This is a genomic window from Rhizobium sp. AC27/96, from assembly GCF_001692325.1.
GTDB lineage: Bacteria > Pseudomonadota > Alphaproteobacteria > Rhizobiales > Rhizobiaceae > Rhizobium.
Genome location: NZ_LXKN01000007.1, coordinates 1 through 19,327, shown reverse-complemented (window position 1 = coordinate 19,327; position 19,327 = coordinate 1). Strand labels below are relative to the sequence as shown.

Here is a 19,327-nt window from a genome sequence, read left to right as displayed (position 1 = left end):
GAACAATCAAGGATGGGAACATGCATAAATTCATCTTGCCTCTACTCGCTTCAGCGGCCCTGGCGATCGCCATGCCCGCTCTCGCTCAGAATGCCAAGCCGCTGGCCGGCCAATCGATCACCGTACTGATGCCATCGCCGCAAGGCGCAAATATCGCAGCCGATTTTGAAGCCGAAACCGGCATTCATGTCGACCTGCAGACGCTGTCCTGGGACGATATCCGCCCCAAGCTGATCACAGCCCTCGTAGCCGGAACCGCACCGGCCGACGTTACCGAGTTCGATTGGTCGTGGACCGGCCAGTTCAGCGCGGCCGGCTGGTATCTGCCGCTGAACGATGTAATCGATGCAGACACCGTCAAGGATATCGGCGTTTCGAATATCTTTACGGTTGACGGCAAGCTGCTCGGCGTTCCCTACAGCAACGATTTCCGCGTCATGCTGGTCAACAAGAAGCATTTTGCGGATGCGGGCATCACCGAGATGCCGAAGACGCTGGATGCGCTGGTCGCCGCCGCCAAGAAGATCAAGGAAAAGGGCATTGCCCAATATCCGATCGGCCTGCCGGTTTCGGCCACGGAAGGTGCGTCGACGAGCTGGTACCTATTGACCAAGGCATTCGGCGGCGAACTCTTCGACAAGGACTTCAATCCGCTTTTCACCTCGCCGGATTCGGCGGGTTACAAGGCGCTCGCTTTCGAGCTGATGCTGCTCAAGGAAGGGCTCGTCGATCCGGCCTCGACCGGCCTGAAGGACAGCCAGATCAATGAGAGCATGTTTGCGCAGGGCATCGCCAGTATCATGATCGCGGGCGAGCCGGGGCGCCTCAGCCAGATGAATGACCCCAAGCAGTCGAAGGTCGCTGGCCAGGTCGAAGCCATCCTGGTACCGACGGCGAGCGGCAACACGCGCAGTTTCGGCCTGCCGGAAGCCCTTGCCATTCCAAATGTTTCCCCCAACAAGGAGGCGGCGATCGCCTTCGTGAAGTGGTTCACAAGCAAGGATTTCCAGAAAAAGAACGCCGCCAACGGCTTCCTGCCGACACGCACCTCGGCGCTATCCGAGCTGAACGAGGCCGGAAAGCTGATCAGTGGCGATGCCCTCGTCGCACAATCCAAGACGGTCGAACCGCTGTTCCCGCAGGGCACTCCGCCTTGGTATCCGCAATTCTCCAGTGGCGTGAACACGGCGATCAACAGCGCCGCCAAGGGTCAGATGACAGTCGACCAAGCGATGCAGGCTATCGCTGATGCTGCCAAGCAGGCAATGTCGCAATGACAGCCGTTACGTCAGAAGGTGTTACGAGCAAGCGTGGGGTCGGCGTCAGCGCCGACACCACACTGGGCCTGCTGCTGGTGTCTCCCATCGTCATCACCATGGCTGCCCTGGTCTTCTACCCGATGGGACGGACCCTGTGGGACAGCCTGCACAGGGTCAATCCCATGCAGGCGGGCACTCCATTCGTCGGCCTCGAGAATTACACCCGCATGCTGACCGACGGCCAGCTCGCGACGACATGGGTCAACACGCTCATCTACGTCGTTCTGGCCGTGGCCGCCGAGACCATCTTCGGCGTCCTTGCGGCTGCGCTGATCAACCAGATCAAGGTCGGGCGGCAATGGGTGCTTGCGGCAGTAATTCTGCCCTGGGCTCTTCCCGGCGTCGTCAATTCGGTGATCTGGCTCTGGATCTATCAGCCAGGCGCCGGCCTGTTGAACGGCATTCTCTCGGCACTCGGGCTGCCCTTCGAAAACCACGTCTGGTTCAACGATCGAACCAGCGCGATCATAGCCGTCACCGTTGTTCATGTTTGGCGGATGATGCCGTTGACCATTGTCATCGTTCTGGCGGCGATGCAGAGCATTCCGGCGCATCTCTATGAGGCCGCCCGCATCGACGGAGCCACGCGCTTTCAGATGTTCGGATTGGTCACCCTTCCGCTCGTTCGAAGCGCCATCGCCGTCGCCATGACGAATGCGACCGTGAATGCCTTCAACCTCTTCGACGAAGCCTGGGTCCTTGCGGGTGCAAGCCTGGAGACGCGGCCCGTGCTGGTGCAGATCTACCTCGAGACGTTCCAGAACCTCCGCTTTTCCTATGGCATGGCGCTCTCGGTGGTCATCACGCTGGTGTCTCTGCTCATCTCGCTCGTCTACGTCCTTCGCGTTTATCGCAACACACGGTTCGACTGATGAAGACCACTATTCCATATAGAATCATGGTTTGGACCGGCGTTGCCGTCCTGTTGATCTGGTCCCTGGGGCCGATCTACTGGACCATTGCAAGCTCGGTCACACCCACAGACGATTTCTCGACGCGGCCGATCAACTTCTTCCCGAAGCACTTCACGCTCGATCATTATTCTCGACTGCTTGGCATCGACATCGCCCGGATTGGCGGCGTGGAAGTGTTCAAGCAATTTCAGGCAGCCCTGATCAACAGCGTGGTGACCTCGGTAGCGGCGACGCTGCTCTGCGTCGCGGTCTCCGCGCTCGGTGCCTATGCGTTTACGCGGCTTCAATTTCCTGGCCGAAAGACGCTCTTCATTGCCGTCGTGGCGACGCTGGCGATCCCGGCCTATGCCGTATTGATCCCGCTCTACCAGATCATGATCAAGCTGCATCTGGTCGATACCTATGTCGGTGTCGCACTGATTTATGTTTCGGCCTATCTGCCGCTGTCGCTGTGGCTGCTTAGAAGCGTCTTCGAGGCCCTTCCGATCGCCCTGGAGGAGGCTGCGCAGCTCGACGGCGCGGGCAAGCTCTACATCTTCTTCAATATCGTGCTGCCACTCGCCGGACCCGGGCTGACGGCAGCCGCGATCCTGACCTTCCTGGGTGCCTGGGGACAATACCTCGTTCCGCTCATCTTCTCGCCGCAGGCGACGAAGCCTCTGACGGTTCTGATCCCCGAATTCGTCACCAAGAACTTCATCGACTATGGCCTGATCACGGCAAGCGGCTCGATCGCAATCGTCATTCCTGCCCTGGTCGTCATTTTCCTCAACCGATACCTCGTCAGCGGCTTGCTGGCTGGTTCGGTCAAATAATCGGAGACCCCATGAACACGACCGAAAAGGTTATTTTCGAGCAATACCCTTACTGGGAAAAGGCCATTGGCTCGAATTCAGCCATCGATAGCACCGAGCTGCTCGTCTTTGTCGGCTGCGGCACATCCTTCAATCTTGCGCTCTCGCTGGCTGCCTATTCGAATATGGCCGGATACAAAGCAATCGCCGTGCCTGGTGCAGAATGGCAGAACCGGCCGTCGGCCTTCTGGCCCGAATGGCGAAAGACCCATGTGGTCGCACTCTCCCGCAGCGGCGAAACGACCGAAACTGTCGCCGCGGCCAAGGCAAGCCGCGCAGCCGGAGCCTTCGTAACGGCCATAACCGTTGAACCGGAAAGCTCGCTCGCGAAAAACTGCGATCGGATGATCGCCGCCGCGACACATCCGGAAGAAGGCATCGTCATGACGGTGTCGGCGAGCCTTATGGTGCTTCTCGGCTTACAGATGGTCGGGCAGGAAATTCCGCAATCGGCGGTCAGTTCCGCCCGCCGGCTCGCCGGCGACCTCGATGCAGCACTTCCCCAGATTATCGCCGGCCGCTCGCATTTCGTATTTCTGGGTGGTGGCCCGCTGTTCGGTATTGCCTTGGAAGGCGCGCTCAAGCTCATGGAAATGAGCCAGGTGATGACGCAAGCCTTCCACCCGCTCGAATATCGCCACGGGCCCATCAGCCTTGTCGACGAAAAGACTGCCGCAGTGGTGCTCTACACCTCGGATCAGAAAGAGGCCGAGATGAAGCTGGTGGATGAGCTGAGAGAAAAGGGCGCGGTTGTCATCGGAATTGGTGGCCCGGGAGATCTCGAACTCGCCACGGATGTCGATCTTTCGCTTGCCGGTCTCGTCGTCCTCCCGGCGTTGCAGATCCTTGGCGAACGCGTTGCCCAGGCCCATCAGATCGATACCGTTTCCCCGCGCCACCTGACCAAGGTTGTCAAACTCGCATGACGTCGATCGAAGAGAACCGTCAGATCGCGCTTCGAAAGCTCTTCGGGGCGAGAGATCTGCCCCTGCCGCGCGGCATTACCTCCGTCTGCTCGGCTCACCCGCTCGTCATCGAGGCGGCGCTTCGCCGCGCAGCTGCCGAGGGCCGGGCGGTGCTTATCGAAGCCACCTGCAATCAGGTCAATCAGGAGGGCGGCTATACCGGGATGAAGCCGGCGGACTTTCGCCGGTTCATCGAAGGGATCGCCGCAGAGGTCGGCTATCCCGCCGAGCGCATCATTCTCGGGGGCGATCATCTCGGCCCCAATCCGTGGAGAAAGCTGCCCGCCGAGGAAGCGATGACGCGGGCAGAGGCCATGGTAGCCGCCTATGTCGAGGCGGGATTCGAGAAGCTCCATCTCGACACCTCCATGGGCTGCGCCGGCGAGCCTGTTGCACTTGCCGACGAGTTGACCGCGGCCCGGGCCGCGCGCCTTGCCAAAGTCGCGGAAGACGCGGCGAAGCGTTCCGATTTCCGTCCGCCAGTTTACGTCGTCGGAACCGAAGTGCCGCCGCCTGGTGGAGCGACGCATGCGCTCGAAGAGATCGAGATCACACGGGCCGACGCAGCCTTGAAAACGCTGGCGGTTCATCGCTCCTCCTTCGCCGAGGCAGGTGTCGCGGCGGCAATGGAGCGCGTCATCGGCATCGTGGTCCAGCCGGGCGTGGAATTCGGCAACGCCAATGTGGCACTCTACAGACCCGAGAGAGCCCGGAACCTCATTTCTGCTCTGGACGAAATGCCGGGGCTGCTTTTTGAAGCGCATTCGACCGACTACCAGCCAACGGAAGCCCTGTCCGCTCTTGTCGACAGTGGCTTTGCCATTCTGAAGGTGGGACCCGGCTTGACCTTTGCCCTGCGGGAAGCGCTCTACTGTCTCGATGCAATCGCGGATGTGATGGCCGGAAAGCCACAGCACACCGGTCTGGCCGCGACCATGGAAGCAATTATGCTCGATCAACCCACACATTGGACCGGCCACTACACCGGCAGAGCCGAGGAACAGAGGCTGCAGCGACATTTCAGCTATAGCGACCGTATTCGCTATTACTGGCCAGACGCGCGCGCATCCGCCGCCGTCGATGCAGTGTTCGATCGGCTCCGAGGTGATATCCCGGAGACCCTGATCAGCCAATATCTGGCCAGGCTCTATCCCGATGTGGTGTCGAAGCGGATCGTCCCACGGGCGAGAGAACTCTGCCTTGCTGCGATCGACGCGGCGCTGGCGCCTTATTCCGCTGCCACGGCAGCCCGATAACAGAAGCGTGGCCATCTTCAGCGAAGGGCCGCAGACCGAACTTTAAGAATTCCAGCCGGAGAGAGTTATGGCGTCAGTAAACGTGGCGAATGCCCGCAAGAGCTACGGTCACTTCGAAGTTCTGCACGGGGTCAATATCGATATCCAGGACGGCGAATTCGTCATCCTCGTCGGACCGTCCGGCTGCGGAAAATCGACCCTGTTGCGCATGATCGCCGGGCTGGAGGAGATTTCCGACGGCAGGATCTCCATCGGCAGCAAGGTCGTGAACAATGTCGCTCCGAAGGAGCGCGATATCGCCATGGTCTTTCAGTCCTACGCGCTTTACCCGCATTTGACCGTCGAGGCGAATATGGGGTTTTCGCTGCGGCTGGCGAAAGCCCCCAAGGAACAGACGCGGCAGCGAGTGCTGGAGGCCGCTCAGATTCTCGGGCTTGAGCACCTGCTCGACAGATATCCGAGAAACCTTTCCGGCGGCCAGCGCCAGCGCGTGGCAATGGGTCGGGCAATCGTGCGGCAGCCGCAGGTATTCCTGTTTGACGAGCCATTGTCGAACCTGGATGCGAAGCTGCGCGTTCAGATGCGCTCCGAGATCAAGCAGCTGCATCAGCGGCTGAAGACAACGATCGTCTACGTCACGCATGACCAGATCGAAGCCATGACCATGGCCGACCGGATCGTGGTGATGCGGGACGGATATGTGGAGCAGATCGGCTCACCCCTGGATCTCTATGACCACCCGGCAAATCTCTTCGTCGCCGGTTTCATCGGTTCGCCGGGAATGAACCTCATTCGCGGCAAAGTCGGCACTGCCGGCGCACCCACCTTCATTGCAGACGGGGGAGGGCAGTTGCCCTTACCCGTCGGAGCGGCGTTGGAGCCGGGGGCGGAAATCATTTACGGGATCAGACCGGAGCATCTCACCATCGGGCAAGGGCCGGTTGCAGCCGAAGTCGTGCTCATTGAACCCACTGGCGCTGAAACCCAGGTGACGGCCAAGCTCGGCTCGGACCACCTCATCGCGACCGTGAGGGAGCGGCTGGATCTGCGGGCTGGCGATAGTATCGTGATCGCTCCGGACCTCGGCAAGGTACATCTATTTGATGCGAAAACGGAAAAGCGGCTGATGCCGGCCTAGAATCCGAGCGGTTTCGAATGACGATTGGAATCGTTATCCCGCCAAACTCATTATCTTGTGGAGAGTCGCCGGCTCGTGCCGTAATGCGCACACGTTCCTCGGTAGGATCTCTATGCTTCCGCGAATCGCTACGGTCTCCGCCCATAGTGGCACGCGATCGTGAGCGACGTTGAAATTGATCCATTGGAGTCCTTCATGGCCGACATCCGCGCACCGCTTTCCGGGGTGATACCGAAGATTTCCGTCGTAGGTGTCGGCGGCGGCGGTGGCAACGCGATCAACAACATGATTGCCGAGGAGCTTCAGGGCGTCGAATTCATCGCCGCCAACACAGACGCACAGGCGCTCGCGACCTCGAAAGCGGCCAAGCGCATTCAGCTCGGTGCGCAGGTAACCGAAGGTCTCGGCGCCGGTTCCTTGCCAGATATCGGGCGTGCAGCCGCCGAGGAATCCATCGATGAAATCATGGACCACCTTCAAGGCACGCATATGTGTTTCATCACGGCCGGAATGGGCGGCGGCACCGGCACGGGCGCGGCACCGGTCATCGCGCAAGTGGCGCGACAGGCGGGCATCCTTACGGTCGGCGTCGTCACCAAGCCCTTCACCTTCGAAGGCAACCGGCGCATGCGCACAGCCGATGCGGGTATCGACCGGCTTCGTGAATGTACGGATACCGTCATCGTCATTCCCAATCAGAACCTGTTTCGCATTGCGGATGCCACGACCACCTTCGCGAATGCTTTCGTGACGGCTGACCGGGTGCTCTATGCCGGCGTCAGCTGCATCACCGACCTCATCATCAAGGAAGGCCTTATCAACCTCGACTTTGCCGACGTCAAATCCGTCATGCGCGGCATGGGCCGGGCGATGATGGGAACGGGCGAGGCGAGCGGTCCGGGCCGTGCATTGAAGGCGGCAGACGCCGCCGTTGCCAACCCGCTTCTGGATGACATGAGCATGAAGGGCGCTCGCGGCGTGCTGATCTCGATCTCCGGCGGCACGGACATGACGCTGTTCGAGGTCGACGAGGCCGCCAGTCGCATCCGCGATGAAGTCCTTGACGATGCCGATATCGTTGTCGGTGCGATTTTTGACCGGAACCTTGACGGCGTGTTCAGGGTATCGGTCGTTGCGACGGGTCTCGATGGTTTCGCGGCGGCCGGCAATCAGTTCGGAAGCGTCGGACTGGATCAGCGCTAAAGAGTGGCGCTGAAAGGCGCCCAACTCCAAGCAGGCAGGCATCAGGATAGGGGCGGCCTAGGCGGCTCCCATAAGCATGGCCTTGTGATCTCCTTGGACGATATCGTCCTGAAGTCTTGAAGCCAGGCGCTTCAGGTCCCGCTTTGGCGGCTCGCCAAACATGCGCGCATATTCACGGCTGAACTGGGATGGGCTTTCGTAGCCGACCTGGAACGCGGCGGCTTCGACGTTGACTGCTCGGGAAACCATCAAGCGGCGCGCCTCCAGAAGCCGAAGCTGCTTTTGGTATTGCAGCGGCGAGACGGATGTCAGTGCCTTGAACTGGCGATGGAAGGCAGAGACGCTGATCTGGGCGATTTCCGCCAGCTCGTCGATGCGAACGGGCTCCGCAAAACGTTCGCGCAGGCGACGCATGGCCTCCAGCACCCTCTGCGAGGGACTGTTCGCCAAAGCCATGCGGATGATATCCCCGCCGTGAGGCCCGGTCAGGAGCCAGTAGCAGATCTCGCGCATGATCACCGGGTAAAGCGTCGGGATTGCCTTTGGCGTATCAAGCAAACGAACCAGGCGAAGCGCGCAATCGGCGAGCGGGCCTTGAAAGTCGGTGACGAATACGCCGCGTCCAGTATCTCCGCTTGCCTTTGGGGGCTCATCCAGGCTTTCGGCGACGCTTCGCATGATCACAAGGTCAAGCTCGAACGCCAGAACGAGACATGGCTTATCCGGACTGGCTTCCGTGACGCGTCCGATCGACGGTGCCTCCACCCCGACGACCAGGGCTTCGCCTGCCTTATATTCCAGCTTGTTCTCGCCGAAGCTCGCCCATTTGGCACCCTGAGCCACGATGCACATGGCCGGCTGCGATATCCGGTGGACTGGCGGCTTCGGATGGTCGGAGCGAAGAATGGCCATGCTGTCGATCGGCGTGAAGTAGGGACTCATGCCTTTCTGACGATCCGTATAGTCCAGCATCGCCGCCGCCAATTCCTCGAGCATGTTTTTTCATCCTCATCGCGCAAGCTCGCACCATAGATCCATCAGCAGGAATAGGCAAGAAACAGGATGGTTTCGGCATTCAACTGAGGCTCCGCTCCTGCCTATAATCGACCATTGGCCGGATATAGGAGCCCATCATGACATCTGAGAATTCAACAGGATCAACCCAAAAGATCGCCATCATCACCGGCGGCAGCCGCGGGATCGGTCGCAGTACGGTGCTGAACCTCGCAAAACGCGGCGTCCGTTCGATATTCACCTACAAGTCAAATCAGGCAGAAGCCGATAGGGTCGTAGCACTTGCCGCCGAAGCGGGTGCGACGGCCATCGCCCTGCAGCTCGATGCCGGCAACGCCGCTGAATTCGCGGGCTTCGTCGAGAGCGTCCGGAGCGCTCTCGCGAAAATGGAAGCCGACCGCTTCGACTATCTCGTCAACAATGCCGGCACCTCCTCTGCCGCAACGCTGGCGAACGGCACCGAGGCCGAGATCGATGCGCAGTTTAACGTCCACTTCAAAGGCGTCTTCCTGCTCACCCAGGCATTGCTGCCGCACATCAATGACGGCGGCAGGATCATCAACATCTCATCCGGGCTTGCCCGATTTGCCCTGAATGGACGCGCCATCTACGGGCCGATGAAGGCCGCCGTGGAGGCTCTCACCCGCTATATGGCGCTGGAGTTAGGCCCGCGCCGGATCACCGTCAATGTCGTCGCACCTGGGGCTATCGCCACCGACTTCAGCGGCGGCATCGTCAGGGATAATCCGCAGGTCAACCAGATGGTCGCCGATCATACGGCGCTCGGGCGCGTCGGTCTGCCCGACGATGTCGGCCAGGTTATCGCCGGGCTGCTGTCCGAAGAGTTCGGCTGGGTGAACGCACAGCGCATCGAAGTGGCTGGCGGCGTTCATATCTGACACCTTGAAAAGAGAACATCATGACTTTTCCCAACGACAGGGCCTACATTGTTACCGGGCCGACTTCGGGCATCGGCCGAGACACCGCGCTTGAACTTGCCAGGCATGGAAACGTCGTCCTCGTCGGACGCGACCCCGCAAGGCTGTCTGAGGTAAAAAAGCTCATCGAACAGCGAGGACAACAGGCCGCATCCATCGTCTGCGACCTGTCGGAACCTGCCAGCGTCAAACGCGCGGTTCAGGAGATTATCGCCCTCAATCTTCCGATCGGGGGCCTGTTGAACAATGCGGGTATCATGCAGCTAAAGGCGACGAGGAACACACTAGGCTGGGATACGACCTTTTCCACCAACCATCTCGGCCCGTTTGCACTCACCGAAGCGCTTCTGCCGCATCTGCCCGATGGCGCGAACGTCGTTTTCATCGCATCGGGCGTGGAGGACCCCGAGCGAAAGCCTGCCAGAGTGGCGGGTTTTCGAGGTGGTCGCTACATTTCGGTTGAGGCGAGCGCGCGGGGCGAGTGGAAAGCGGACGGGTCGAAGATGCCCGGTGCGGACGCCTACGCCACCTCGAAACAATGCAACCTCGCAACCGTCTACACACTGGCACGCGAGAACCCGCGCCTTTACGTCAACGCCCTGGAGCCTGGTTTCAGTCCAGGCAGCGGCCTTGGACGCGATGCCAATATCTTCCTGCGCCTTCTGATGAAGTACGTCCTCTCGCCCCTCGCGCCCTACATCAAATACTGGAGCACTCCGAAGCTGGCGGCCCGCGAAGCGGTGAAGGTGCTGCTGAATGCGGGAAAGGTGACGGGCGTTTACTTCGACGAGGTCGGAAAGCCGATGCAGGGGTCTGCGCAAGTGCGGGAAATCGCGTTTCAGGATCGCGTCGTGGCGGAAACTCGTGACTTTCTGGAGAGCATTCCGGCCGACAGGTAACGGCTTCACGCTGCATTTCGCGGACGGCAGCCCTGGTCAGGTCACCAGCACGCGCCTGAGCGCAAGCATGTCGTGTGGGCTGTATTCTACGTTTGGAAAGCGCGCCGTGGCCAATTGCCGAGGCTTCCAGATCGGCTGGAAACCATCTGGAGCGTGTCCGACGAAACCAGCGGGGGGCACGGCCTCGTCGGACGCTGCAGTTGCCGGGTCGGGGGTGGCATCCAACCCGGTAGCTCGAATTATATCACTACTTTAGGTATATCTAAGCTACCCAAACGGGTGGTTTGAGTCACCAAGCAAACCACCCAGTTGGGCATGCCAATAAGTTGTGGACTGGAAACGATGCGCCAAGCCATCAATAGATGGCTGGATCAGATAAACAGGGCCGTCGAGCCTGCACTGCCGGCCGGTGGCTGCATCATTGTGTCGTCACCAGGCATCTCCGCCGAGGCAGGCTGGGAAGCCGCCTGCTTATCGGCCTGCATGTCACGTTTGGCCTTGTCGAGAAGCGCCTTGATCTCCGCCAGTATCGCATTGAACTGATCGACGATCTTCTGATCGCCCGACGAGAAACCGGAGCCTGCGTTACCATCCTCGACCATGGCATGGTAGGCGAGCTTGGCCTGCTTTGCATCGACGCCATCGGGGTCGTCCGCCTTGGCATCATTCGCCTGGCCGTCATTCGTCGTGCTGGCATCCTTGGTGGTGTTGGACTCGGTATCGTCCGATAACACCGCGCCTGCTTCCGCGCTGGCCGCCGCGTCGGCGACGGGGGCACTTGGCACTGCGGAAGACGCGCCGGCAGCTCCGATCGCCTGGGAGAATTGTTGCGCAGCGGCGCCCACCGAACGCGCGAGTTCCCCCGCGATCCCGGCGATGACTTGCGGCGGGAAACCATAGCGCTTCAGAAAATCAAGTTCCTGCTTCGCATCTTCGATCTTGCTTTGAGCACGGGCTCTGGCATCGGAGCTTGAGCTCAAGAGTATCCGGCGCGGATCCTGGCGCTGCTTCTTGATGCCATCATTCGCCGAAATCAGACTGTTCGACGTTGGCGACGTCGACACCGATTGGATTTGCATTGCTACCCCCGCTACAATTTACAGGGGTAGGCCTATATGTTGCGACTTGCCCAGAGCTGTAGGCGGATTGAAATCGCGAACCTCCCGTCCAATGTTGCGCACGGAGTGCGATCAGCCCATTTGCAATCACAGGAGCGTATTAAGTAGCGCTCAGCCTCGTCACAAGCTCGGGGACGACGCTCTCCGTGAACGGCGCCGCGTCCGGATTGGCAAATCTTCGGTCGATGAGATCAACCGCCTGCCGGGCCATCAGGACCGGATCCTGACGAAAGGTCGTCAGGCGATAGCTCAGCCAGCTGGCTTCCGGCACGTCGTCGAACCCGATCACCGCCAGATCGTTCGGGATGCTCAATCCCAGTTCGCTCCGCGCAAAATCCATCAGCCCAAATGCGATCTGATCATTGACGCAGAACACCGCCTCCAGGCGATCGTCGCCGCACAACAGTTGGCGTGCCGCCTCAAGTCCGCCCGCGTAATCCGTATTTTGCCCCTTGGCGACGACGACAGTCGCTCCCAGCGCTTTTCCCGCCTGCACGAAGCCTGTCTCACGCTCGGTGATGCTTGGCGTGCCGGAATGCGACCCGGCTATCCCAAGAAGGCGATGACCGCGCCGCACAAACATCTCCGCCGCCTTAGCCGCTGCAGCCGTATTGCCGACGCGCACCTGATCCGCTCCCGGCTCTGACCGTCCGATCGCCACGATCGACTGGCCGTTGCGATGGGCAAGGTCCACGAAGTTCTTCGGCGTCGATCCCGAGAGGATGATCGTTGCCTCGGCGCGATGGCCGATCAAGGTTTTCTGTGCGGCCAGCAGTTCTTCTTCGGTCTGCCCCGTATTGATCAGGATCGGGATGCTGCCCCGCTGAATGAGGGCCTTGGCGAGCGCCGCGGCAAGGTGGGCGCGAAAGCCAAGCTCCGGATTGGTGGCGACGATCCCGACCAACCGGCTGTGGTTGTTGAGCACCGCTCTCGCCAGGTCGTTCACCTGATATCCGAGATGCTCGGCCGCGCGCATGACCTTGTCACGGGTCAACGGGGCCACGCTGGCGCCGGGGGTGAAGGTTCTGGAGACTGCCGATCGGGACACGCCCGCCAATCTGGCCACGTCCTCGGCGCTGACAAAGCGCCGCTCCCTCTGCCGTTCTTCGCTTTCGCTACTGCCCAATATCAATGACCCACTCGTGAAAGGACGTCCGACTTGAGGAACCTCTCTACCATCAGCATGAACAGCAAGGAAGGAACGAGCAGCAACAAGGCTGTGATCGAGGCGATCTGATAGTTTCCTCCTGATGCGGCCGTGTAAAGGAGCAATGGCAGCATGTTGACGTCGGGGGCGCCGACGAAATAGCTGCCGGTAAACTCGTCCAGACTTTCCAGAAACACGAATATGGCGCTGGCCATCAGACCCGGTGCGGCAAGGGGCAGGGTGATATCCCAGAATGCCCTCAATGCGCCTGCGCCGACGGAGCGCGCCGCCTGCTCGAGTTCGATCTCGATCGCAGAGAAAGAGGCCGTCGCGATCCAGACGGCGTAGACCAATCCATGGGAGACGTGGACCAGCACCACGCCGGGAATGGTTCCGTTCAGGCGAAGCTCGTAGAAAATCCGGGCGACGTTGACGTAGATCGTCAGATTGGGAAAGGCCTGCGGAATGAGGAAGGCAAGCAGGATCAACCCCCGCAACGGCAGCTTCAGGCGCGCCAGCGCGTAACCCGCCGGGATTGCCAGCAACAGGGAAACGATCACGGTCAGGACTGCCACGATGAGCGAGTTGACCAGCGACTCCGTCGCACCACCACGCGGCGCGAAGACGCGAACCCACGAGCTGAACCCGTATTGGAGGGGGAGGGCGTGGGGGAAATACCATTTCTCCGCCACCGTCCACAGCAGCAGGTTTGCAATCGGTCCGAAAATCAGGAAAGCGATCAGGCCGAAGACGATGCCACGCGGCACCCACCAAAGAAGGCTTAGTCGAGCCTGGATATTGGAGTTGATGAGGGTCATGCGCGTGCCTTCAGATTTTGGCGCAGATAAATCCATGCGACCGAGCATGCGAGCACGAGCGAGATGATCCCCAGCGCATTGGCGACGCCATAGTCGCCATAGGCATTGACGCGAAAGGCAATGTCGGCGGTGAGCATTGTCGGTGACTGGGCGTTGATCATCATCGGCACCGAAAGTACGGACATCATCGTCACAAAGGAGAGAACAAGCCCGACGGTCAGCGTGACGGCGACCTGCGGCACGAGAATCTCGACTAGGATACGCAGCCGTCCGGCACCAAGATTGCGCGCCGCCTCGATATTGTCGCGGTTGATCGAGGCCATGGCGCCAGCGACCAGCATGGCGACGAAGGGCGTCTGTTTCCAAACGAATGCGAAGACGATACCCCGCCAGTCGAGAAAGCTCGTTGTATCGATCGGCGAGATCAATCCAAGACTGACGGCGGTGCTGTTCATCAACCCGCTCTTCGACAAAAAGGTCCGAAGTATTTGCCCCACGACGATGAATGGAATGAACAGGGGCCACCGATAGAGCCAGCGCAGGATGGCAATCGCCAAGGGATTGCCGCCAAGGGTCAGATAGCCGCCGATGGCAACCGAAATAATCCCGACCAATGCCGATGAAAGGCTGACGATCACGACTGTGAACAGGATGTCCTTGGCGTAGAGATCGAATGCCTTTTGGAAATTGCCAAGACCATAGTTGCCGCCTTCAAGCTGAAAGGCGCCGATGCCGGACATGACCATGGGCAGGATGAAGAGAAGCGCGATCACCGTCAGCGCCGGCAGCACAAGCAACAGTCCAATCATATAGTTTCGCATCGGCAGCCCGTCTGACTTGTGTGGAGCTCCCCGCCGGTTGAGCGGGGAGCCAGCCTTGCGGCATTGGTTACTTCACCGAGTTCTCATAGGCTTCGAGAATGGCGTTGTTGTACTTGGCGATCGGGAAGGGCTTGCCCTTGGTCGCCAGATCTTCCGGCGAGATGTCCACGAACAGCTTGTTCCAGGTGGCCTCGTCCAGCTCAGCCTTTACGCGGGTCGCATCGATGCCCGGATACCAGTTGAAGCGCTTGACGATGCCATCGGCCTGGACTTTCGGGCTCGTCGCGAGCGCCACGAACTTTTCGGCCAGTTCCTTGTGGCCGGTCTTTGCCGGGATGATGTAGTGCATCGGCTGGCCAGGCATGCCGGGCGAGGGGAGGAAGAGCTTCAGATCCGGCGGGAGCTGGCCGCTGGCCTGCCAGCTGTAGAACATGTCGACCCAAACCGGGCCCATGGCGATCTCGCCACGGCTCAGGAGATCGAGCGTTCCGGCATTGCCCGGCGTCAGCGTCGCATTCTTCGTGAAGTCGGCGAGGCTCTTGAAGGCGCCGCCCCACTTCTTTGTCTCTTCTTCCTTGTAGGGACCGACCATGAGGTTCTGAGCATCACCGTCACCGAATGCGTAGACCCAGCCCATGACGAAGCTTACGCCCGAAGCGCCGCCCTTGATGCCGTTATAGCCGAACTGCTTCGGATGCGCCTTTACCCAGTCTGCCAGTTCCGAATAGGTCTTGGGCGGGTTCGGCACCATGGCCGGATTGTAGGCGATCGCCGTCTGGCTGTTGAACATCGGCATGACATAGCCGTCGACATTGGCGCCGAGTGCATTCTTGGCGTTGTCGCGGGTGACGAACGTACCCGTGTCGATGCTGCCGCGATACTTTTCGAGATAGCCCTTTTCGACCAGCGGGCCGGCGAACTTTTCATGGACGACAGCGACGTCGACATCCCAGACAGGGCTTTTGGCGGCAGCCTGAGCATCGAAGCGCTCGAGGATCTTCTGCGAGCCGGCATCGCCAGGGCCAGTGCCGACTGCGCGAACCGTGTTGCCGGGGTAAGTCTTCTCAAACAACGGGCCGAGGTACTGGTTGATATAATCAACCATGTTCTGGTCGCCTGCTGTTGCGACCGTCAGTTCTTCAGCTTTGACGGGGATGGTTGCAAGCGCCAGCGCGAACGCTGCATAAGCCAATCTTTTCATGAACACTACTCCATTGTTCAGGTTAAGGCTGCGGGGGTCGATATTCCCATCTACTGCTGGTGATCGGCCGGCTTTGCCCGATCACGGCTTGGGAAAAGAAAAAGCGCTTGTGGCGCCACATGCACGATGACTTCCTCGCCCGGTTCGAAAGCGCGATGCCCGTCTGCGAGAATTTCGTGCTCGCCAACGCGGACCGAATGGCGCCAGTAGCCGCCGGGATAGGTTGCAGTGGCGACCGTGCCCCTGAAGCGGATACCGTCATCGGGGCAGGATTCCGTGATCGAGAACAGGCGGGCTGCCTCAGGGCGGAAGCGCGCTTCCACCTCTCCATCCGAAAGCGGCGAGCACAGCATTGGAATCTGAGCCGTCTCGTTGATCTTACTCTCGGCGATGACGAACGTATCCGCCTTTACCACACCGCTAAGCGGCAGTGAGTTCTCCGCACCCATGAAGGCGGCAACGAAGGCAGAGCCAGGCTGGTTGTATACCTGTTCCGGCGTGCCGTTCTGAGCGATGCGACCGGCATCGAGAATGATGATCCGGTCGGCGAGCACCATCGCTTCCTCACGATCATGCGTGACGTGGATCGCAGTGATGCCGAGGCGCTTCTGCAGCGCGCGCAGCTCATGGCGGACTGTCAGGCGAATTCTGGCGTCCAGATTGGAGAGCGGCTCGTCGAGCAGAAGTATTTCCGGATCGACCGCAAGCGCCCGCCCGAGCGCCACGCGCTGCCGCTGACCGCCGGAAAGCGCTATCGGCTTCCTCGCTCCCAGGCCCTTAAGACCCAGAAGGGTCTCCATCGCGGCAACTTTCTCGGCAATCCCGGCTTTCGACACGCCCTTGAGCTTCAGCCCATAACCGATGTTTTGATCGACCGTCATATGCGGCCACAACGCGTAGGACTGGAAAACCAGCGCCATGCCGCGCTTGTCCGGCGCAAGACCGGTCACATCGCGATGGCGCACAACCACGCGCCCGGCAGATGGATTGACGAAGCCTGCGAGCACCCGGAGTAATGTCGTCTTTCCGCATCCCGAAGAACCGAGAAGAGCGACGAATTCACCACGTTCAATACGCAGGTTGATATCCGACAAAACGGATGTCGAACCATACTTGCTCGCAATGCCGTCAAGCTCCAAAAACGCGCCTTGATCCAAGAAAACCCCCATTGCACAGCCGTGCATCGCCGCTTAACGGTTCAATATAGGAGCTCCTTGACAGGCAAATGACAGCAAGTTGGAAAATGGCGGTGTCGACGGTAAAGGCTTCCGCGACGGCAAATCGAGGCCGGCTATTCCTCGGAGCCTGTGCCTGCTGGAGGTGAGGCCAAAAGCCGCTCACTCGTGCCGCTCATACCGAGATCACCGCACTCACCGTCCGATGCTGGAATTCCTTTATTGCGTCGAAATGAGTGAATGGTGGGTTGAGCTGACATCCCGCAGCAGTTATCTGGTGCCGACCCCAAGAGGGTACTTCGCGAACAACAAGGTGCGTTCCGGCATGAATCCAGATTTCCTCGTCACCCATTCCGGTGGCTTCCATGCCGATGAGCTGCTGTCGAGCGTCATCCTGACCCGGCTTTTCCCGCAGGCTCGCATCGTTCGCAGCAGGGCGCCGGAATGGATCACGCCGGGTGCAGACCGCATCATCTACGACGTCGGCGGGAAGTATAACGCAGCCGAGCGCATCTTCGACCATCATCAGCGTGGTGCGCCGCTCCGCGACGACGGTCAGCCCTTCAGTTCGTTTGGATTGATCTGGAAGCACTTTGGGCGGGATTATCTTGCCGCCTATGGCCTTCCCAAAGCTGATATTGAGTTGGTCCACGCTTCCTTCGATGCGAGGTTCGTGCTGCCGGTCGATCTGGTCGACAATGGCGCGCTCAGCCCCGCCGTTGCAGGGCCACTGGCCGGGTTGACGCTGCCCGCTTTGCTGGAAACCTTGAAGCCCGTTTTCGACGAAACCGACCCTGGGGCCGAGGATCGCAGCTTCCACGACGCTCTGGCCATCGCCCGCCGTTTCGTCGAGGCGAGGATCGGACAAAGCGCCGCAAAATTGCGTGCCGAGGCGCTTGTGCACCAGGCCATCGTGAAAACGGGCGAGGGGCTTGTGCTGGAACTGCCAATGGGAATGCCGTTCCGGCCCGCCATCGTGAAGGCACGCGCCGATCACCTGCTGTTCGTCGTTCACCCGCGTGAGAAGGACTGGTGCCTCACCGGCATTCGCCGCGCTGAAGAGGGGTTTGAGCTGCGGGCTGATCTACCTGCAGCCTGGGCTGGCCTGACCGGCGGCGACCTGGAGTCTGCCTGCGGGGTGGAGGGCGCAACCTTCTGCCACAATGGCCGCTTCATCGCTGCTGCCAAGACCCGCGAGGCAGCGCTCGCCATGGCCGAACTGGCGGTGAAGGAAGCAACAGCGGCTGCGGAATAGGCAATTTCACTCGCAGGGTCCAGCGGCTGCAAGGCTCTTCACGAGACCATCTACTATGGCGCCATAAAGCTTTTGATCGTTCTGAGGATATTCGAGCGAAAAATTGCCCATGGCGCCATCGCAGAGCCCGATCTGCCTCACATAGAGGATGCGCTCGCCATGGGTTCCGGAAAAGCTTGCCCATTTCGCAGCGCGCTTTTCGTAGGTGATCTGCCACCCTTCCTCGACGTAAAACTTGCGTCGCTCGGCGCTCTCTGCCTTGAAGCTCTCCTGCATGATGTTGTTGCCCCACACCAGGAGCTTCGCCGATCCGGAGGCCGACTCGAGGCTCATACCGTCGCCATTGTCGGCAATCGAGACGATCCTGAATGCGGACGGGATGTCGATCGAGTAGCCAAATCTCGAGTTTTTATAGAGCTTGCCATCAGCAGCGGCAGTTGATGTCGATAGCAAACATAAGCAGATTACCGCGCGTGCCAGCATGTTGCTTCCTCCCATGGAATACCGATCCCTCAATCCTTGATGAACATCCCGCATTTACCTGCAGGATCTCGTTCAGGCGGCTTAAACCATTCGGCTATTCCAAAAATGGCCGCTTGCCAACGTTGTTGAAGGCAGTTTCCGGCACCGCCCCGGCGGATGATATTTTCGTCCCGCATGAACACAGCGAAGGTTCGGCCGGCCTAACTGTGGAAGGCGTCGTTTTTCATGGGCGCAGCTTGCGCGTCTACCTTCTTTCAGAGGATAAATATAGCCTGGCGGCCGACTTACCCCGGCAATCGGAACATGCTGCCATGACGACCGGCAACCGTTTCTTCGCCTCGCTTCGACCGGGCACTTCCTGCCCGATACTTCCGGCGTAAGCTCACCAACGACAATGGAGAACACATGAACAATCACCTGAAATTCTTCATCGACGGTTCCTGGGTCGATCCTGTTGTGCCGAAGACGATCGAGGTTATCGACCCCTCCACCGAGGAGGCCTATACCGCCATATCTGTCGGTTCCGCTGCCGATGTAAACAAGGCTGTCGCCGCGGCAAAGGAGGCCTTTGAGAGCTTTTCGCTGGCGTCGAAGGAAGAGCGCCTGGCGCTCCTGAAGCGGATTCTGGCGTGCTACAACGAGCGTTTCGAGGATATCGCCCAGGCCGTCAGCCAGGAGATGGGCGCGCCCTTGCCGTTTGCATGGGATTCGGGGATGCGGATAAAAAGTTGGACTAATTTATACTGTTAGGCCAAGGCTTTCTTGATACTCGACGGGACTGCGTGAGCCCAGTGATAATTTGATGCGCT

The 19,327-nt window shown here is 60.0% G+C and carries 19 protein-coding genes and 1 pseudogene; 12 read left to right on the top strand and 8 right to left on the bottom strand.

Annotated elements, in window-relative coordinates; translation table 11 throughout:
* The first annotated feature begins 20 nt into the window (after positions 1-20).
* From A6U86_RS08905 to ftsZ, 7 genes are all read left to right on the top strand, one after another.
* Positions 21-1,277, top strand: a complete 1,257-nt coding sequence (locus A6U86_RS08905; protein WP_068389311.1) for a sugar ABC transporter substrate-binding protein — start codon at positions 21-23, stop codon at positions 1,275-1,277.
* A complete protein-coding gene (locus A6U86_RS08900) occupies positions 1,274-2,191 on the top strand; it encodes a carbohydrate ABC transporter permease (RefSeq protein WP_068389309.1) in 918 nt (305 codons plus the stop codon). The genes A6U86_RS08905 and A6U86_RS08900 overlap by 4 nt, the downstream gene beginning before the upstream one ends.
* Complete coding sequence (locus A6U86_RS08895) at positions 2,191-3,048, top strand: carbohydrate ABC transporter permease (protein WP_068389306.1); 858 nt, start codon at positions 2,191-2,193, stop codon at positions 3,046-3,048. Before A6U86_RS08900 ends, A6U86_RS08895 begins: the two co-directional genes overlap by 1 nt.
* Before the next feature lie 11 nt (positions 3,049-3,059).
* Complete coding sequence (locus A6U86_RS08890; protein ID WP_068389303.1) at positions 3,060-4,013, top strand: SIS domain-containing protein; 954 nt, start codon at positions 3,060-3,062, stop codon at positions 4,011-4,013.
* The gene (locus tag A6U86_RS08885) at positions 4,010-5,308 is read left to right on the top strand and encodes a D-tagatose-bisphosphate aldolase, class II, non-catalytic subunit (RefSeq protein WP_068389301.1); all 1,299 of its coding nucleotides are present in this window, start codon (positions 4,010-4,012) and stop codon (positions 5,306-5,308) included. The genes A6U86_RS08890 and A6U86_RS08885 overlap by 4 nt, the downstream gene beginning before the upstream one ends.
* 67 nt (positions 5,309-5,375) lie before the next feature.
* Positions 5,376-6,446 (top strand): ABC transporter ATP-binding protein, encoded by a 1,071-nt coding sequence (locus A6U86_RS08880; RefSeq protein ID WP_068389297.1) that lies wholly within the window; start codon positions 5,376-5,378, stop codon positions 6,444-6,446.
* 195 nt (positions 6,447-6,641) lie between these two features.
* Positions 6,642-7,649: a cell division protein FtsZ gene (ftsZ, locus tag A6U86_RS08875; protein WP_068389296.1), complete on the top strand. Its 1,008-nt coding sequence runs from the start codon at positions 6,642-6,644 to the stop codon at positions 7,647-7,649.
* Between the two features lie 57 nt (positions 7,650-7,706).
* Here the strand turns inward: ftsZ and A6U86_RS08870 are convergent, their stop codons facing one another.
* Positions 7,707-8,645: an AraC family transcriptional regulator gene (locus tag A6U86_RS08870; protein ID WP_068389295.1), complete on the bottom strand. Its 939-nt coding sequence runs from the start codon at positions 8,643-8,645 to the stop codon at positions 7,707-7,709.
* A gap of 137 nt (positions 8,646-8,782) precedes the next feature.
* On the opposite strand from A6U86_RS08870, the gene A6U86_RS08865 reads away from it, so the two are divergent.
* Together A6U86_RS08865 and A6U86_RS08860 are read left to right on the top strand one after the other, a co-directional pair.
* Positions 8,783-9,562: an SDR family NAD(P)-dependent oxidoreductase gene (locus A6U86_RS08865; RefSeq protein ID WP_068389292.1), complete on the top strand. Its 780-nt coding sequence runs from the start codon at positions 8,783-8,785 to the stop codon at positions 9,560-9,562.
* A gap of 20 nt (positions 9,563-9,582) precedes the next feature.
* Positions 9,583-10,500: an SDR family NAD(P)-dependent oxidoreductase gene (locus A6U86_RS08860; protein ID WP_068389289.1), complete on the top strand. Its 918-nt coding sequence runs from the start codon at positions 9,583-9,585 to the stop codon at positions 10,498-10,500.
* A gap of 371 nt (positions 10,501-10,871) precedes the next feature.
* Here the strand turns inward: A6U86_RS08860 and A6U86_RS08855 are convergent, their stop codons facing one another.
* The 6 genes from A6U86_RS08855 to A6U86_RS08830 all read right to left on the bottom strand — a co-directional run bounded on the left by A6U86_RS08855 (position 10,872) and on the right by A6U86_RS08830 (position 16,762).
* Positions 10,872-11,579 (bottom strand): hypothetical protein, encoded by a 708-nt coding sequence (locus tag A6U86_RS08855; protein ID WP_068389286.1) that lies wholly within the window; start codon positions 11,577-11,579, stop codon positions 10,872-10,874.
* A 139-nt stretch (positions 11,580-11,718) separates the two neighbouring features.
* Complete coding sequence (locus A6U86_RS35145) at positions 11,719-12,750, bottom strand: LacI family DNA-binding transcriptional regulator (RefSeq protein ID WP_068389284.1); 1,032 nt, start codon at positions 12,748-12,750, stop codon at positions 11,719-11,721.
* Complete coding sequence (locus A6U86_RS35140) at positions 12,747-13,583, bottom strand: ABC transporter permease (RefSeq protein ID WP_068389281.1); 837 nt, start codon at positions 13,581-13,583, stop codon at positions 12,747-12,749. Before A6U86_RS35140 ends, A6U86_RS35145 begins: the two co-directional genes overlap by 4 nt.
* On the bottom strand, positions 13,580-14,404 hold the full coding sequence (locus A6U86_RS08840) for an ABC transporter permease (RefSeq protein ID WP_068389278.1): 825 nt from the start codon (positions 14,402-14,404) through the stop codon (positions 13,580-13,582). The genes A6U86_RS35140 and A6U86_RS08840 overlap by 4 nt, the downstream gene beginning before the upstream one ends.
* 67 nt (positions 14,405-14,471) lie before the next feature.
* Positions 14,472-15,605, bottom strand: coding sequence for an extracellular solute-binding protein (locus A6U86_RS08835; protein ID WP_068389680.1), 1,134 nt, complete (start codon positions 15,603-15,605; stop codon positions 14,472-14,474).
* 50 nt (positions 15,606-15,655) lie between these two features.
* Positions 15,656-16,762 carry an ABC transporter ATP-binding protein gene (locus A6U86_RS08830; protein WP_244509854.1) on the bottom strand — a complete coding sequence of 369 codons (1,107 nt, stop codon included), beginning with the start codon at positions 16,760-16,762 and terminating at the stop codon, positions 15,656-15,658.
* A gap of 343 nt (positions 16,763-17,105) precedes the next feature.
* Here A6U86_RS08830 and A6U86_RS08825 point away from each other — a divergent pair, with 343 nt between their 5' ends.
* Positions 17,106-18,035 carry an MYG1 family protein gene (locus A6U86_RS08825; protein ID WP_068389675.1) on the top strand — a complete coding sequence of 310 codons (930 nt, stop codon included), beginning with the start codon at positions 17,106-17,108 and terminating at the stop codon, positions 18,033-18,035.
* 6 nt (positions 18,036-18,041) lie between these two features.
* On the opposite strand, the gene A6U86_RS08820 is transcribed toward A6U86_RS08825, so the two are convergent.
* The gene (locus tag A6U86_RS08820) at positions 18,042-18,368 is read right to left on the bottom strand and encodes a hypothetical protein (protein WP_244509853.1); all 327 of its coding nucleotides are present in this window, start codon (positions 18,366-18,368) and stop codon (positions 18,042-18,044) included.
* Positions 18,369-18,475: 107 nt separating this feature from the next.
* Here A6U86_RS08820 and A6U86_RS35580 point away from each other — a divergent pair, with 107 nt between their 5' ends.
* Together A6U86_RS35580 and A6U86_RS08810 are read left to right on the top strand one after the other, a co-directional pair.
* A complete protein-coding gene (locus tag A6U86_RS35580) occupies positions 18,476-18,898 on the top strand; it encodes a hypothetical protein (protein ID WP_198929039.1) in 423 nt (140 codons plus the stop codon).
* Between the two features lie 25 nt (positions 18,899-18,923).
* Positions 18,924-19,229, top strand: a pseudogene (locus A6U86_RS08810) (aldehyde dehydrogenase family protein); the annotation flags it as partial.
* Between the last annotated feature and the right edge of the window lie 98 nt (positions 19,230-19,327).

What these genes read in the sequence shown, in the direction of transcription:
- A6U86_RS08860 (WP_068389289.1), top strand. Translation starts at nt 9,583, where the DNA reads ATGACTTTTCCCAACGACAGGGCCTACATTGTTACCGGGCCGACTTCG.
- A6U86_RS08855 (WP_068389286.1), bottom strand. Translation starts at nt 11,579, where the DNA reads ATGCAAATCCAATCGGTGTCGACGTCGCCAACGTCGAACAGTCTGATT.
- A6U86_RS08890 (WP_068389303.1), top strand. Translation starts at nt 3,060, where the DNA reads ATGAACACGACCGAAAAGGTTATTTTCGAGCAATACCCTTACTGGGAA.
- A6U86_RS08870 (WP_068389295.1), bottom strand. Translation starts at nt 8,645, where the DNA reads ATGCTCGAGGAATTGGCGGCGGCGATGCTGGACTATACGGATCGTCAG.
- A6U86_RS35580 (WP_198929039.1), top strand. Translation starts at nt 18,476, where the DNA reads ATGTCGATAGCAAACATAAGCAGATTACCGCGCGTGCCAGCATGTTGC.
- A6U86_RS08820 (WP_244509853.1), bottom strand. Translation starts at nt 18,368, where the DNA reads ATGAGCCTCGAGTCGGCCTCCGGATCGGCGAAGCTCCTGGTGTGGGGC.
- ftsZ (WP_068389296.1), top strand. Translation starts at nt 6,642, where the DNA reads ATGGCCGACATCCGCGCACCGCTTTCCGGGGTGATACCGAAGATTTCC.
- A6U86_RS08865 (WP_068389292.1), top strand. Translation starts at nt 8,783, where the DNA reads ATGACATCTGAGAATTCAACAGGATCAACCCAAAAGATCGCCATCATC.
- A6U86_RS08835 (WP_068389680.1), bottom strand. Translation starts at nt 15,605, where the DNA reads ATGAAAAGATTGGCTTATGCAGCGTTCGCGCTGGCGCTTGCAACCATC.
- A6U86_RS08885 (WP_068389301.1), top strand. Translation starts at nt 4,010, where the DNA reads ATGACGTCGATCGAAGAGAACCGTCAGATCGCGCTTCGAAAGCTCTTC.
- A6U86_RS08825 (WP_068389675.1), top strand. Translation starts at nt 17,106, where the DNA reads ATGAATCCAGATTTCCTCGTCACCCATTCCGGTGGCTTCCATGCCGAT.
- A6U86_RS08880 (WP_068389297.1), top strand. Translation starts at nt 5,376, where the DNA reads ATGGCGTCAGTAAACGTGGCGAATGCCCGCAAGAGCTACGGTCACTTC.
- A6U86_RS08840 (WP_068389278.1), bottom strand. Translation starts at nt 14,404, where the DNA reads ATGCGAAACTATATGATTGGACTGTTGCTTGTGCTGCCGGCGCTGACG.
- A6U86_RS35140 (WP_068389281.1), bottom strand. Translation starts at nt 13,583, where the DNA reads ATGACCCTCATCAACTCCAATATCCAGGCTCGACTAAGCCTTCTTTGG.
- A6U86_RS08905 (WP_068389311.1), top strand. Translation starts at nt 21, where the DNA reads ATGCATAAATTCATCTTGCCTCTACTCGCTTCAGCGGCCCTGGCGATC.
- A6U86_RS08895 (WP_068389306.1), top strand. Translation starts at nt 2,191, where the DNA reads ATGAAGACCACTATTCCATATAGAATCATGGTTTGGACCGGCGTTGCC.
- A6U86_RS08900 (WP_068389309.1), top strand. Translation starts at nt 1,274, where the DNA reads ATGACAGCCGTTACGTCAGAAGGTGTTACGAGCAAGCGTGGGGTCGGC.